This window comes from Geminisphaera colitermitum TAV2, assembly GCF_000171235.2.
GTDB lineage: Bacteria > Verrucomicrobiota > Verrucomicrobiia > Opitutales > Opitutaceae > Geminisphaera > Geminisphaera colitermitum.
The window spans coordinates 1-14485 of sequence record NZ_ABEA03000149.1 but is presented as its reverse complement, the minus strand read 5'-3'; the positions used below and the strand labels follow the sequence as shown (position 1 = coordinate 14485).

The following is a 14485-nucleotide window of genomic DNA, read 5'->3' as shown; positions in this document are numbered from 1 at the left end:
GTTGAGTGTCGGCCCGATACCCGGCAAGTTTCCCGTTTTTATGCCTGTTTACCGCTACGTCCCGAAACAATCTCCCTGCAAGCTATGCGGCACGGGATTCGATTACCGGCACTCTGCTGGCGGCGAAGCACTGACCCATTGCCCGACTTGCGGCCAGCCCGTGACCCGCGAAGCCGTTCATACCGTAAACACGCCGAAACTTCTCAAACCACTGTCCGTCACCGACGCCAAACAAGCCGGCTTCACCGTGCTCAAACGCACCGCAGCCGGAGAATACGAAAAACAATGACCACCTCCCTCCACCGAGCCTCAATCCATGCCTGCCGCACCCTCCCCGGCATCATTCTTCTCGCCACGCTGACTCTGGCCTCCCCCTCAGCCTCTGCTGGCGGCCAGCCCCTCCCCCCCCCCCCCGCCCCCCCGGCCTCCACCTCGCCCACCGCCGCCGCGACTGCCGGCGCCGTGGCCGATTCCCCCGCGATTCCCGCCCCCAGCGCCAAAGCGCCCGAACCCAAAGTCCCGCCCGCCCCCGCCGCCACCCCCGCCTCGCCCGACCAACCCATTACCGACCCCGTCATTGCCGCGCTCGCCCTCGCCCCGCGTTCCCCCCAAGGCGTCCCCCTCTCCATCGAAGAGTGCGTGCAACGCGCCCTGGCCTCCAATTTCAACCTCCGCATCCAACGTTACACGACGGAGAGCGTCCGCGAAAACCTCCCCATTGCCGAGTCCACCTTCTCGCCCCAACTCACCGCCTCCACCGCCTACGGCGAAGCCCGCAACACCTCCAGCAGCACGGGCAACTCCACAAAAAACAACGGCAACGACACCCGCCTCGCCGTCTCCCAAAAAATCAGCACCGGCGCCACCGCCTCCTTGAGCGGCTCCCTCAACCGCAACCACACCAACCCCTGGCCTACGTCCACCAACTCGCGCTACAACTCCATTTACAACAGCGACGTTGCCCTCTCCATCAGCCAGCCCCTGCTCAAAGGCGCGGGCCGCGAAGTCAACCTCGCCGGCATCAACCGCGCCCGCCTCGGCAACGACATTGCCGAACTCGATTTCACCGGTGCGGTCCTCGCCGTCGTGCGCGACGTGGAAAGCGCCTACTACAACCTCCTCTACGCGCGCGGCCTGCTTGGAGTGCGCGAATTCAGCCTCAAAGTCGCCGAACGCCTCCTCGATGAAAACAAAAGCCGCCTCGAAGCCGGCGTCGGCACCGAACTCGAAGTCCTGCAAGCCGAGGTGACCCTCGCCAACTCCCGCCGCGACATCCTCGACGCCGAGCAAATCGTGAGCAACCGCGAGGACACCCTCGTTGCCCTCTTTGGCGACCAACCCGGCGGCATGGAAGTCGGCGCGCTCACGCTCCCCGACGCCGCCATCCCCGAAGTCACCATCGACCGCTCCTACAAACTCGCCCTCGACAACTTCCCCGAATACCGCGCCATCCTCCTGAGCATCCGACAGGCCCGGCTCGACGTCACCACCGCCGCCAGCAACAAACGCCCCGGCCTCGCCCTCGGCGGAGCGCTCGGCTACAACGCCGACGACGACAGCTACACCGATGCCGCCCGCCGCACCTTCAACGGCGACCGCTACGACTGGCAGGTGGACCTCACCCTCACCTTCCCCTGGGGCATGAAAGCCGAGCGCGCCCAATACCGCCAGTCCGTGCTCGCCCTCACCCGCGAGCAAACCCGTCTCAACCAACTCGAACAAAACCTCCGCGTGCAAGTCCGTGCCGCCGTCCGCGCCGTGGACACCAACCGCGAATCCGTGCGCATCGCCACCCTCGCCACCAAGCTCAGCGAACGCCAGTATGAGTTTGAAAAAGCCCGCTACGACTCCGGCCTCACCACCTTCCGTCGCGTGCAGGAATCGCAGGAGGATCTCGACACCGCGCGCGTCAACGAACTGCAATCGCGCATCAATCTGCGCCTTGCCCTCTGCGAACTCTCGCGCCTCGAAGCCAGCTCCCTTTCACGTTACAACATCGCCGTCATCGAACCCGCCACCAACGGCAACGGCCGCAACGGCAAATAACCCGCCGGCTCAACTCGATTTAAATCGATTTAAGTCCCCCCCCCTGACGACACATTACGGCGGCGACGCCTTCTTGGGCGGCGGCGAGGCCGAAGGCGGCTGTCACCCACACGGCAGTGCCAAAACCGCTCGCGCAATCGAGCCGCAACCGTCCCCCCGGCTCCGCCTCCGCGCGACACGTGCCGTCGGCCCAAGGGAACACCGGCCTCTCGTCCGACCACACGCAACGCACGCCAAACCGCACACGTTCGCCCGTCGGGAAACCGTGTTCGCGGCGCAGCGTTTTGCGGACCTGTTTGAGCAAATCGTCACCGCCTGATTCGCCGAGGTCGCCCGTGCGCAGCCGGGTGGCGTCGCGCTTGCCGCCCGCGCCTCCGGTTGTGACGCACGGAATGCCGCGTCGCACACACGAAGCGATGAGCAAGGCCTTGTTGGGCACGTTGTCGATGGCGTCGATGACGACGGCAAAGCGAAGCGCGTCCGCAACCCTGTCTGATGCGGAAGGGGGGGGGGGGGGGGGAAGGGGGCCGAGCAATTCACAAACATTGGCGGCGGTGAAAAACTCGGTTACTGGCGTGACGCGGCAGGTGGGATTGATGAGGCGGATACGGTCGGCGAGCGCCGCGACCTTGGGACGCCCGATCTGCCCGTCGAGCGCGGGGAGTTGGCGATTGACGTTGGTGATGCACACGTCGTCGAGGTCGATCAACGTGATGGCCCCGACGCCACTGCGCGCGAGAGCTTCCGCCGACCACGACCCGACGCCGCCGACGCCGACCACGCAGGCGTGCGCCGCGCGCAACCGTTCCAACGCCTCGCGTCCATAAAGCCGCGCCAGCCCGCCGAAGCGGTCGTAATAATCAGAGTTGTTGTCGGGAACGGGAGTCGTGGACGTGGGCATGAGCGGAAGAGCCGTCGATCATGCGAACTGGAGCCGGGCGGCGAAAAGCCGAAAGTCAGCCCCTTCGAGTTCGGATGACGCCAGCGAGTGGGGAAAAAAGTGGGAAGCTGAAACTCAAACGTTGCCAGTCATGAATAAATGCAAAAGAAGACAAAGCCGCCGATGATCCCAACCTCAACCTCACATCCCATCCGAAGGAGGTCACTGTCTATTGTGGCAGACTTCGGAGTAATGCCCTTGGAGTCATCAAGTCCTCATCTTCGTGGACTGCACAGCATATCATTGGGCGAGGGATATCACTACTGTTAGGCTGAAAATCATGAAGACCACTGGAAATAAAACTGAAAGTGAAGAGATCGGGTTGGAGCGAAAAGACGAAGATGCTAGCTCGAAAAAATTTAAGTATAGAACAGGGAATCCTTGGTTATGTAATGATAATAGGGAGGAGTATGAAGATTGCATCGCAGGAAACAAAGAAGGCCTTAATGCATTGAGGAATGCGATTGATGAAGCACTAGAGAAAGGTGAATCAAGGATATCATTACATTTTTCTAGCTTTGCCGGAGTTGTTAGAGTAGAAGGCGATCCACGAGAAACAGAGCCAATTCAGAAGAATACGTTTTGGGGATGGGTTGGCGCGATATTGTATGCAGTATGTGGTTTTGCTCTTATCGGACTTGTTCTGGGAGGGGGGATTTTGTTTGTTCTTTATTTATTAAAGTTGGCTCGTAAATTTATTTTGGAATAGAGATGATAAAATCTCGGATTTGAAAGCGATAAGACGGAGCCTAACCAGTCGCTAAAGCCAATGCGATTGTTGCTACGCAGGTATTCTAGAGCATTTTCGGTTTATTTTGTCTCACGCGGAGGCGCGGAGAACGCAGAGGAAGGGAAATGTAATATTTTTAATTTAATTATACTTAGTAGCATGGTTTTTTTCTGCGTCTCTGCGTGATCTTTTAAATCTTGCGACAAATTGAACCGACAATGCTCTAAAGGTTCTTTGACTTTCGTTATCCGCCATCTCACATGGTTCATCTCAAGGATGTTTTTCCCCACCCGGAATTGAGCCATTGCAGGCGGCGGGGGGGGGGGGGAAGGGCGTCAAATCTCCCCGGCCTCGATGCTCGGTTCGGGCGGGTCCTGACGTTGCACTTTTATGCGGCGCAGGCGTTCGGCGTGGACGTCGAGAGCGGTGATGATGAATTCGCCCGCGGTGACGGTCTCGCCGCGATGGGGGAATTTGCCGAAATGGCGGTGTGTCCACATGGCGACGGTTTCCTTGGGCAACCACTCAAACGTCCAGCCCGTCTCGGCTTGCAATTCGCGCATCGTTAGCGCGCCGCTGACCACAATGAACTTTTCCCCGACGTCAAAGATGGGGCCGTTCTCGATGTCGAATTCGTCGCGGATGTCGCCCACGATCTCCTCCAGCACGTCCTCGAAGGCCACGATGCCCGCCGTCCTGCCTTCGGCGTCGAGCACGATGGCAAGGTGGTTGCGCGAGGTGCGGAAGAGTTCGAGCATGGTGTGAATCGGCGTCTGCAACGTGAACGTGAGCGCGGGTCTCACCAAGGGTTCAAAGGACGCATCAATGCCGAGGGCGTGAATTTGCCAGAGCCATTCGCGGACGAGGAGAATGCCATCGACGTCGTCCAGCGTGCCGCGGCAAACAGGGAAACGGCTATGTCCGTTGACCTGGGCAATGCGCAGGTTTTCCTCGTTGCTCTTGTCGTACCAGAGGGCGGCGATCTGTTCGCGCGGACGCATGATCTGCTGGGCCTGGACTTCGCGCAGGCGCAGGGAGCGGATCATGAGTTTGTTAATCAGCGTATCCCCCGGATGCGAATGGCGGGCGTGGCTGAGCACGTATTCGAGTTCTTCGCGGCTGAAGGCGTGTTCGCCCTCGCCCGCCGGGTCGAGCCCCGCCCAGCGCAGGAAGAGGTTGGCGGTGCCGTTGAGCAGCCAGATGAAGGGGAACAGCAGGTAATAGAAGCCAATGAGCGGCGCGGCGGTGAAGAGCGACACAGCCTTGGGGCGCTGGATGGCGAGCGACTTGGGCGCCAGTTCGCCAAAAATAATGTGCAGAAAGGTGATGGCAAAAAACGCGATGGCAATGGACACCGAACTGACGGAGGCGGGCGAGGTGATGCCGAAGTGACCGAGCAGAGGGGCGATGCGGTGGGCGATGAACGGTTCGCCGACCCAGCCGAGGCCGAGGCTGGCGAGGGTGATGCCGAGTTGGGTGGCGGAGAGGGCGGCATCGAGTTTTTCGGTGGCGGCGATGGCGAGTTTCACGCGCCAGCCGCCGGTTTTGATCATGGGGCGGAGTTGGCTGGTGCGCACTTTGACGAGGGCAAACTCGGCGGCGACGAAGAAGCCATTGGCAGCGACGAGAGCGAGAACGACGATCACCTCCAGGGTGATTCCTAAAAATGTATGCATTGCGACGCCGTCAGCGTGCGGGGGATTGCCCGCTCGTCCAGTGCTGAATAAGGAGGCAGACCGCCGAAGTGATGTCAGACCCGCCCTCCACCAATAACGCTGTCCGCTGACATTACCTTGAGTCGCATCCCCGACCTCCGCCGCTCCTTTTAACTTTGTAAGAAAAGTGTCGTAGAGGTGTAGTCTTGTTAATCATTAACTGTCACTTGCCAGCGGTCGCACCTCCATCTTCTCCTCCTTTTGCCATTCAGGCAATAAATCCAAAACTTCTCCTTGTTGCCCTCTTCAAGTCCCCCCACGTTCACCCCTGCTGCTATCGCGCTATGAAATGGGTCGTTCCTGTTGTTATTGTTTTTATTGCAATGCCGTTTGCCGCCTCCGTCGCCAGGTCCCAGACCTCCGGAGACGATTCCGCGTGGCTGCGCCAGTTTGAGCGTTACGCGGGGGGGCGGGTCTCCGAGCCCTCCGAGCCCGGCGGGGTGTCGCCCGAGTTTTCCGTGCTCTTGCAGCGACTGCCCGAACCGACGCGCTGGCCCATCCTCTGGCAGTCCATGGCGGAGACCAGCGCGCGGGCCGAGACGGGTTCGGTCGCGCAACGTCGTTTGCAGGCCGGCGTGTGGCTGTTCGCCTATCTCAATGGTGACCGCGCCTCCATCGCCAACGACATTCAGGATCGCCTTCCCCGCGAACCCCTCGCTTCCGCCCCCGCCCTGCGCACCCTGCAACGCGCCGCCATCCCCGCCGCCGAACTCTCCCCGCGTGACCGCGCCCGGCGCTTCAACCAAGCCCTGTCCGACGCCGAAGGGCGCACCGTGCGCCCGGACACTCCGCCTGTCGTGGACGTGCCCGACCTCGTCAAACTCCTCTCCCCCGGCACCGCCGAAGCCCTGCTCACACGCGGCCTCAAGCTCCCCGTCGTCCTCAACACGCCCCGCGGCGAGGAAACCGCCGCGCTGGCCCGGCGGCTCGCGCTGGAAAACGTCGCCACGCTGCCCGTCCCCCAGTGGAAGCTGGTGGCGGATCGGGATCGTGACCAAAAGGGAGTGGCGCTGTTTGAAGCGCTGAAAAATCGTTTCCCGGACAACAACGAAAACCAGACCGGCTATGCCGCCGCCCGCTCTTATTATCTGGCAGCCTTGGTGCTGGGCAACCGCACCGACGATGCCATCAAGTTTGTCGCCAGCCTGCCGCGCGATGCCGTGATCGAAATTCCCGCGCCCTTGCGCGACGAGATCGTCCGCTCCAACCGCCTGGACGCTTGGTGGCTGACATTGCAAAGCATCGTCCGTCGCACGCCATCGCCTGTGGTTTGGGACTATTTTTACCGCGCCTCCGTGCAGCTTGGCCGCGTGCCCGCCTTTGTGGTGGCGGCCCGCCAGGTGTCCGATGACGAGACACTGCCCGCCATCGCGCGTTTTCTGGCCCGCCGCCAGTTGGCCGCGACGGAGTTGGCCGCCGCCGATCCCGCCCCCGGCATCGCACGCCTTCGTGCCTTGCTCCAGGAAAAACAAGCCCTCTCCGATGTCCGGATCGAGCAAGCCGCCGTGGCCGACCAACTCCTCGCCATCGCCGATCTGCAAGGGGACAACGCGCTCTTTGACGAAGCTCTCGCCGCCGCTCGCCGCCTCACCGACCTGCGCCGCGGTGCCGACCCTTGGGTTTACCCGGTGAATTACGCCGCCGCGTCCAGTGCCCTCGCCCAGCGCTTGCTCGCACTTAAACGCCCCGCCGAGGCGTTTGCCGTGGCCAAGAAGGCACTCGATGACGGTTCCCCCCCCATCACGCTCACCGCCGCCGAACGCCAGCAACTCCTCACCGACCGCCTCGCGGCCCTCGTCGCGCTCGAAAAGTGGAGCGAGGCCGCCGCCCTTCTCACCAACGATCCGGGCTGGGGCGTGGCGGACGTCGCCGGCCTCATCCGCACCGGCGCGACCTCTGCGGGCAAGCCCGCCGCTTGGTATGTGGCCCGCGTGCTCGTTGCCCAAGACGGTCAGAATAACAAAGCCGCCGCGCGCCGTATCCTTGAAGCGCAGTTGCCCGTCACGCCGTCCATCGACGCCGTTTACGAAAGCTGGCTCGCCCTCGCCGGCATTGAAGCCCGGCCCCTGCTCGACCAACTCGCCCGGCAAGACCGCTACGAATCGCGTCCCCTCGTCTGGAAATCGCAGGTCGAGATGATGCTCGGCGACACCGAGGCCGCGCTTGCCACGCTGCGCCAGGCCGTGGGCATTGATCCCGCCGATTGCGGCCAGCCCCCCGGCGACCGCATGAGAGTTTACGGATTCGTGGCCGAGGCCCTGCGGCGCAAGGACGACCTGCCGACCGCCGAGTTGATGGACAAAGTGGTCAAGGCCGCGCGCCTCTCCGAGACTGCCGACCGCTGGCGCGAGGCCGGTCTCGAACGCCGCGCCTTGGATATTTATCAAGAGTCGCTGCAACTCTTCCCCAAGAGCTACCCGACCCTCTGGCGCACCGCGCTGGAACTCGGTTTGCAGGGCCGCAACGACGAGGCGCTTTCGACCTTTCGCCGCGCTTGCGAGTTCATGCCCGACAGCATCAACCGGCTTGGCACCCCGTGCGCGCCCAACGTCCGCCTGTTTGGTGATCCCGCCATGCAACGCATCGCCGAGCAGACCTTTGACCGCATCGCGCTCGTGCAACCCAACCGCCCGCAAATCTCCCTTCTCATGGGCATCCTCCGCGAAGAGCAGGGCCAGCTCGCCGAGGCCGGCCAGCTCTATCAGCACACCGTGCGCATCGACCCCCTGCAACTCGGTGCCTGGCACCGTCTGGCTCCGCTCCTCGACTACCTCGACCTCAGCGCGCGCGAGTGCGACGACGTGGTCATGCAGATCAGCGAACTCGATCCTGCCGGGCTCTACACCCAGCCCGACTTTTCCCGCGTCAACGACCTTGCCCGCCTCTGGCGCCAACTCGACAAAACCAACCGCCGTCTTGCCGCCATCGCCGCTCCCGAAACCGTGTGGCCTCTCAAGGCCGCGCGTGAACACCTTGCCAAGTCACCCGGCGACACGGTTTCCGAGCATTTTTCGAACGCCGCGCGTCTCTCTCCGTCCACCTATCTCGTCCGGCACGAATTTATCCGCGCCCTCGAAGCCTATCTGGCGACCCTGCGGTGAGCGAGTTTGTGGTCGGAATGGCGCACGCCTCCCGCCCGCATTCTGTTCCGAAGCGGGCGTCTCGCCCGCTTCAGGGACTGCGGGCGGGACGCCCGCGCCACTTTCGGAGATGAGCCCTTGGCCTGGAGGTAATCCGACGAGGTGAGCGTCACCGGAGCCCGGCGTGAGGGAGGCGGAGTCGATGTCGAGAACGAGGCCGGAGATGCCTGCTTCAAGATAAAGGTTCGCGTTGATGTCGGCAGATGTGTCCGCGTTTTTAGGAACACTAAAAGTGACTGCGTGGTTTTTCCATTCGGTGGCGAGATTGAGGGTGCGGGCGGGGACAATATCCTTGCTGTCTCCCGGTGCGCGGAGGCGGAGTTTGATTTTTTGCGGGGAATTGGCGCGGAGGCGGAGTGTTGCCGAGTAGGTGGCGCCGGGCGAAAGCGTGACGGGATAGTTGCAGCGGATGTGCCATGCGGTGGCGCCGGGTAGGTCGGTGACAGTGAGGCGGCGGGAGGTTGGGACGGAATCGTCGGTGTCATCGGCAGCCGAGAGCGGGACGAGCGTGGCGCGGGCTTTTTGGGCAGTGAAGAGGGTAGGGGGGATGTTTTCTAAGAGGTTGCTTGCGCTATGGGTGCCGAGCTGGGGCTCGGCGTTCCCAGCGGGCGAGACGCCTGCGCCACTCCCGCCACTCGCCGGATTCCATGCGGCGCGGAGTGCTTCGGTAGTGGAATATTGGTTGCGGAGCCAGGTGTTCCAGCGGGCGGCGAGTTCGCCGATGAAGCGGGAGGGGATGCTATCGAGGATTTTGTAATTCCACGCCCAGAGGATGCCGTTTTCGTTGTTGATTTCGACGATGGCGACGGCGGGGTCCTCGGTGTAGGTCAGGCCGGTATAGGGATTGCGATGAGTGAGAAGGCGGCGAGCGTAGTCTTTTTGCGCGGCGATGGCGGGCGTGTAGAATTGGTCAAAGCCTTTGCTTTTTTTGTGATAGGTTTCGTTTGGGCCGGGTTGAGGGAAGTCGGGGCCGTCGTAATCCGGGGTGATATAGCGCGAGACCTTGAGGTTTAGGTTGGTGTAGATGCCGCGTTTTTTGAGGGAGGCGATGAAGTAGTCGAGGCGGTCAACGGCTTCGGGGTCGAAGGTTTCGTGGGCGATGTTATTTTCGTTCCAAGCGTTGGAGGCGCCGGGGGAGTCGCGGTGCCAGATGCCGCCGGGGAAGCGGCGTTGGTCCATATGGGTAAAGCGAACGATGTTGATGCCGAGGGTGGCCATGCGCGCAGCAATGCGGTCGGCAATTTCGTGTTCGGGAAAACAGCCGGAAAAGTTAAGGTTTGTGCCCCAAAAGCGGAAGGGTTTGCCGGTGTCGGCGCGGATGAATTGGTCGCCGTAAATTTTTATGGGGGTGTCGGCCTGAGCGGGTGGGGCGGGGTGTATGAGGTCGTAGGGCGCGGTGCCGGGTTGAGTGCCGGTGGCGGGGATGTGAAAGGGAAAACCGCCGTGGAAGGGGAACTCGTCTGCCGTCGCGCCGTCGGACGCGGGAGCAGCCACGGAGAGAGTGGCGGCGGAGGCGATGGAAAGGGTGGAAACGAGAAAGGCTAACAGTCTGGGTCCAACGAGGGGGATCATGCCCCGACTATATCAGTTTCGTGGCGGAGTGTCACTAACCAGAGGTTGGAATTACTAACTGTGGTTGATATACCTTGGATGCGCGGCGCGCGGCGCGGGAAGGCAATCACGCAATGTTGCGGCGAGGCAGGGGGGGAGGGGGGGACTCGGCGCGACGGGCAATGGCTTTGGCCCGGTCCAATTCATTTCCGACTTCCTCTTTGTCAGGAGTGGCTTCGGTGATGCGGGCAGGTTGATAGCGCAGGCCGGGCTCAAATTCGGAGTTTTTGAGAATGTTGCGGCGCCAGACCGAGGGAGTGAATCCGGTATGCTTCTTGAACGTGCGGTAAAAGAGGGGCTCGGAACTGAAACCGGAGAGGGTGGCGATTTGGTTGGCGAAGTGGGTGGTGTCGCAAAGGAGGCTTTTGGCGGCCTCAATGCGAATTCGCGTGAGGTAGTCGAACACGGTGTGGCCGGTGGTCTGGTGAAAGAGGCGGGCGAGATGTTCGCGGCTGAGCCGGGTGCTCCGGGCGATGTCGGCAAGGGTCAGCGGTTTTTCATAGTTTTCGAGGATATACTCTTTGGCGCGGCGGATGTGGATGTCGATCGGGAGGTCGGTGGTGCCGGGGTGTTTGTTTGTGATGAATTCATGGATACAGCGGAGGGATTCGACGAGGAGTTCGAGGGCAAGGGCGCCGGTCATGAGGCGGCGGGCGGGGCGTGTATTTTCGATCTCGGAACGGAATTGATGGATGAGTTCGTGGTGGCGCGGGGTCATGCCGTGCGGGAGGTGGCGGATGTCGCGGAAGGCGTCGGCGAGGGTGGAGTCGGTACTCGTCGTGGAGGCGGGAGAGAGAACGAGGCGGAGTGTGCGGGTGGTGGTTTCGACGTTTCGCATGGCACGGTAGGTCTGCATGACGCGCAGGGGCACGAAGAGGATGTCGCCAGTGCGAATATGCAAGGGGGGGCGTCCGACAACGGATGTTTCAAAATCGGCTTGAAGAAAGAAGATAATCTTGGCGCGGCGATCGGGAGCAATGTGGAGATTGGGGATGACGAGGCGTTCGCCGCGAGGGATGGTGGTGAGGCGTTCTTCAGCGAGGAGGAGCGGCGGTGGAAGGCGGTCAATGGTGTAAAGGATGCGACCCATGGGGGGGGGAGTGTAGGGTGATGTGTGTCTGGTCTCGCGACTGCACAGGTGCCGGCCAGGATTTGGCGTGTGTGTCGAACACGGCATGTTGCGGGATTTCCAAAGGGACAATCCAAAAACCGTTCTGGAGCCTTGGGGTAATAAGCTGCATCCCTTCAGGAAAGGGGTGTCATTTCCCGTTGTTTGACAGACGGTTCTTGGGAGCGCCGGCATCCTGCCGCCATTTCAACAGTTACCCATATGCGCCAGATCATCAGTATCGCACTTATGAATACAGGGTCGAGACCGAGTCCGATGTTGAATATGGGAGTGAGGTTGTTTTTAGAAATCCAGACGGCAGTGCCTTCGAGTTGTCCGCCGAGTCCGTAGGCGGGTTTTTGTCTGATGGGTGCGCGGTCTTGTTCGGGGACTTCCGATTTAACTATGGTCGTAATTCGGGAGTGTTTGGCGGCGGTGGTTTCAGCAGGTCAGGTTGCGGCAGATTATTTTTGATTTATGTTCGAGATATCCGACTCGGCGGCATAAGCGGGTAAACCACGCGATGGCGGCACGTCGCTGACGTTGAGGAGAAAAATATGGTTGGTTTTGCTGGCGGGGTCGCCGGCGACCATTTGTATCCAGCGTCCACAGGGAGTGAAGCGTGGATGGCTGTGGGTTTTTTGGCCGGATGTTCCGTAGTTGATCCATGGGCCGCATAGCAGTGACCATTCGGGTTCACCTTTCGGCGACAGATTGGCCAGGCTATACAAGGCCCGCCCGGAATCGCCTTGCAGTCCGTCAACGGTGAAGCGAAGGCCCTGAGGGTCAAAGCCGACGTGCAGGCTTTCCATCGGTGGACAGGAAAATTCGCAACGCCGATGGGTGCTTGGGCATAGCAAACCTGTTTTTGTGGGCGAATGGCCTGTCAGCTCATAGTGAAGGCCTCTTTGGGTGGCAGCATAATGGCATGTAGTGCGGCCTTCACCATCCTGTGTTCTCAATTGGGTGAACCAGCCACCGTCATAATCGGTCATGAGGGGAGCCTTCTCAAGCGCAGGACTGGAAAAGACCAGGTGATGGTCACCGCAGGGATGGACATGGTGAAAGGGGCTGTTCAGGCGAATGACTAGGTGGCTTTCGCCCGAGTCCAGATCATAACGGACGAGTTCAGTGCCCACAGACAAATGACGGGCATGAGGTTTGGTGGCATGAATCAGCGCCTCAAGCCTGGCGTCGTGATGGATGTAAAAGAAGAAGCGTCCGTCGGGGGATACACAGTTCTGGCCAGTGGCAATGCGTCCTGCCGGGAGACGGAAAAGGAAGCGGTCCACCAATGTATCCAGATGCACTGCGTGAGCCTCGCCGTGCGCGAAATAAATCACCTCGTTACGCGCGACATTCAGAACACTGCGGTGATCGAGGATTCCTTTGCCGGGATCGTTGTCCCAAGGCATCCAGCCGGCGTTGGGGTCGTCGGCGGCAGTCAGGGCGAGATTTTCGCCCGTGAGAAGATCGAGCCGGTGCAACTGCACCTGACCGTCGCCTGCCCGGTGGTGAACAAGATAGCGCGAATCACGGCTAAGCGACGGGATAAAATAATAAAGCGGGTAATTCGTCGCGTTGCCTGATGTCAGCTGATAGGCTGCCCGGTTGGTGCTTGGCACCTCAATCCTTGGAAAACGGGCGGCGATGTTTTCAGGAGCGAGCGGATCGTCGTCCATTTGTTTCGAGTCTGATTTTGGTTCTGGTTTCATCCGGTCAGGCGGGGAGAGCGGAGGTGGCGAGTGACTCGATGCGGGAGAGAAGGTGGGCGAGGGCCATTTTGGTGTCGCCACGATACCAGCCGCGCCAGCGTCCGGTTTCGCCAATGGGGAATGCGGTGAGTGCAAAGCGGAGTGAATCGGCAGCGGCGTCGAAATCGGGCGAGTTGGGTTGCAGGAGCGCGGTCAGAGCGCGGTAGAGGCCGAGGAGGATTGTGGTTTGGGCGAGGAGGTTGGTTGCGAAGAAGGATCGGTAGCGTGGAGCAACGTTTGGTGTGTGGGCGTGGAGTTCGTCGAGGAGTGTGGCGAGGTTTTGCGTGGCGTTGTCGAGTCGTTCAAGAATGTCGGGCGAGAAGTATCTGCGAGCACAGGGGGTGTTGGTGGAGAGGGCGTGGACTTCGTCGTAGATGAAGCGTCGAGCGGCGCCGTCGTAGAGGCGGAAGCCGGGGGAGACGTCAGGGATGGCTGCAAGGAGTTTGGCGTGAAAGGGAGCGAGGTCGGGGGGGGACCAACTGGCGAGATAAGCGGCGTCGCTGTGCGACGAACATCCAACGTCCAACATCGAACATCGAACATCCAATTCCGACCCCCGAATCTTCGAAGCTGAATGGGGGGCGTCCGCGCTTTGGTCTTTGTTGTCTGCGGGTTGGTTTTTGTTGTTCGATGTTGGATGTTGGATGTTCGCCGCCGAAGGCGCGCTGATTTGTTCCATGAAGCACTGCGCGGCCATGACGTGTTCGCGGATGTTGGATACGTTGAGGAGGGCGTAGTGGGTGTCGCCTTGGTCGAGGAGTTGACGGATGATGCGGGCGATTTTGGAGGGGGGGGGGCCTTGGACAAGGTGGGGGCCAAAGGGCCAGACGGCGGCGTGATAATAGACTCCCCGGGTTTCGTGGGGGTTGCGCGGGAGGACGTTGAAATCGCGTTGGAGTTCCTGAGTGATGTGGTCGTCGGCAAAGACACAGGTGACGCCGGAGGGGACTTGTAGTTGTCCGTTGGCTACAAGTCTGGCGCCTTCGAGCCAGAGGGTGAGGGTGGCGGGGGGGATGGGACGGGGGTCGATGGAGCGGATGATGTCGAGTTGGTCGGCGAGGGCGGCGGCAATGAATTCGGCGGCGCGGGCTTGGGCGTCGGGGTCGTGGCTCCAGAGGGGGCGGTCGCCGCGTCCGCGGAGGCCGACTTGCCAGATGACGCGGTCGCCCGCGATGTCGCGCCAGTGTTGGGCGTGGGCGCGCCAGCAGGCTCGCATCACGTCGGGGGCTTCGCGGTAGGAGAAGGGGGCGTCGGTGTAGTTGTTTTTTAAACACCAGGTTTCGTAGGCGAAATGGGAGACGCCGAGGGGTTCGACGTGGTGGTGCGAGACGTAGAGCCCGCGGCGGATGGCGGCGCGTATGATGGCGGCTTCGGCGGGGTTGGTGAGGTCGTTGAAGGAGGTGGGGATGATGAGGTTGCCGCGGAGTCGGAGGAGGGTCTC

General features: G+C 61.4%; 10 protein-coding genes. 4 read left to right on the top strand and 6 right to left on the bottom strand.

Annotated features, from left to right (window positions below; translation table 11 throughout):
- Window positions 1-40 precede the first annotated feature (40 nt).
- Window positions 41-289, top strand: a complete 249-nt coding sequence (locus OBACDRAFT_RS16730; RefSeq protein ID WP_043587654.1) for an FmdB family zinc ribbon protein — start codon at window positions 41-43, stop codon at window positions 287-289.
- Window positions 286-2046: a TolC family protein gene (locus OBACDRAFT_RS16725; RefSeq protein ID WP_081722137.1), complete on the top strand. Its 1761-nt coding sequence runs from the start codon at window positions 286-288 to the stop codon at window positions 2044-2046. The genes OBACDRAFT_RS16730 and OBACDRAFT_RS16725 overlap by 4 nt, the downstream gene beginning before the upstream one ends.
- A 19-nt stretch (window positions 2047-2065) precedes the next feature.
- On the opposite strand, the gene OBACDRAFT_RS16720 is transcribed toward OBACDRAFT_RS16725, so the two are convergent.
- Window positions 2066-2947: a tRNA threonylcarbamoyladenosine dehydratase gene (locus OBACDRAFT_RS16720; RefSeq protein ID WP_043587622.1), complete on the bottom strand. Its 882-nt coding sequence runs from the start codon at window positions 2945-2947 to the stop codon at window positions 2066-2068.
- 319 nt (window positions 2948-3266) lie between these two features.
- Here OBACDRAFT_RS16720 and OBACDRAFT_RS28435 point away from each other — a divergent pair, with 319 nt between their 5' ends.
- Window positions 3267-3695, top strand: a complete 429-nt coding sequence (locus OBACDRAFT_RS28435) for a hypothetical protein (RefSeq protein ID WP_157837147.1) — start codon at window positions 3267-3269, stop codon at window positions 3693-3695.
- Between the two features lie 356 nt (window positions 3696-4051).
- On the opposite strand, the gene OBACDRAFT_RS16715 is transcribed toward OBACDRAFT_RS28435, so the two are convergent.
- Window positions 4052-5392, bottom strand: a complete 1341-nt coding sequence (locus OBACDRAFT_RS16715) for a hemolysin family protein (RefSeq protein WP_043587620.1) — start codon at window positions 5390-5392, stop codon at window positions 4052-4054.
- Between the two features lie 323 nt (window positions 5393-5715).
- Between OBACDRAFT_RS16715 and OBACDRAFT_RS16710 the strand changes: the two genes are divergently transcribed.
- A complete protein-coding gene (locus OBACDRAFT_RS16710) occupies window positions 5716-8532 on the top strand; it encodes a hypothetical protein (protein ID WP_043587618.1) in 2817 nt (938 codons plus the stop codon).
- On the opposite strand, the gene OBACDRAFT_RS26825 is transcribed toward OBACDRAFT_RS16710, so the two are convergent.
- From OBACDRAFT_RS26825 to OBACDRAFT_RS16680, 4 genes are all read right to left on the bottom strand, one after another.
- The gene (locus tag OBACDRAFT_RS26825; protein ID WP_157837146.1) at window positions 8413-10143 is read right to left on the bottom strand and encodes a carbohydrate binding domain-containing protein; all 1731 of its coding nucleotides are present in this window, start codon (window positions 10141-10143) and stop codon (window positions 8413-8415) included. The genes OBACDRAFT_RS16710 and OBACDRAFT_RS26825 overlap by 120 nt on opposite strands.
- Before the next feature lie 106 nt (window positions 10144-10249).
- Window positions 10250-11272 (bottom strand): AraC family transcriptional regulator, encoded by a 1023-nt coding sequence (locus tag OBACDRAFT_RS16700; RefSeq protein WP_081722136.1) that lies wholly within the window; start codon window positions 11270-11272, stop codon window positions 10250-10252.
- Window positions 11273-11754: 482 nt separating this feature from the next.
- Window positions 11755-12972, bottom strand: a complete 1218-nt coding sequence (locus OBACDRAFT_RS28430; protein WP_157837145.1) for a TolB-like translocation protein — start codon at window positions 12970-12972, stop codon at window positions 11755-11757.
- 37 nt (window positions 12973-13009) lie between these two features.
- Window positions 13010-14485: glycosyl hydrolase 115 family protein (locus OBACDRAFT_RS16680; RefSeq protein WP_043587610.1), on the bottom strand; the 1476-nt coding region annotated here is incomplete at its 5' end.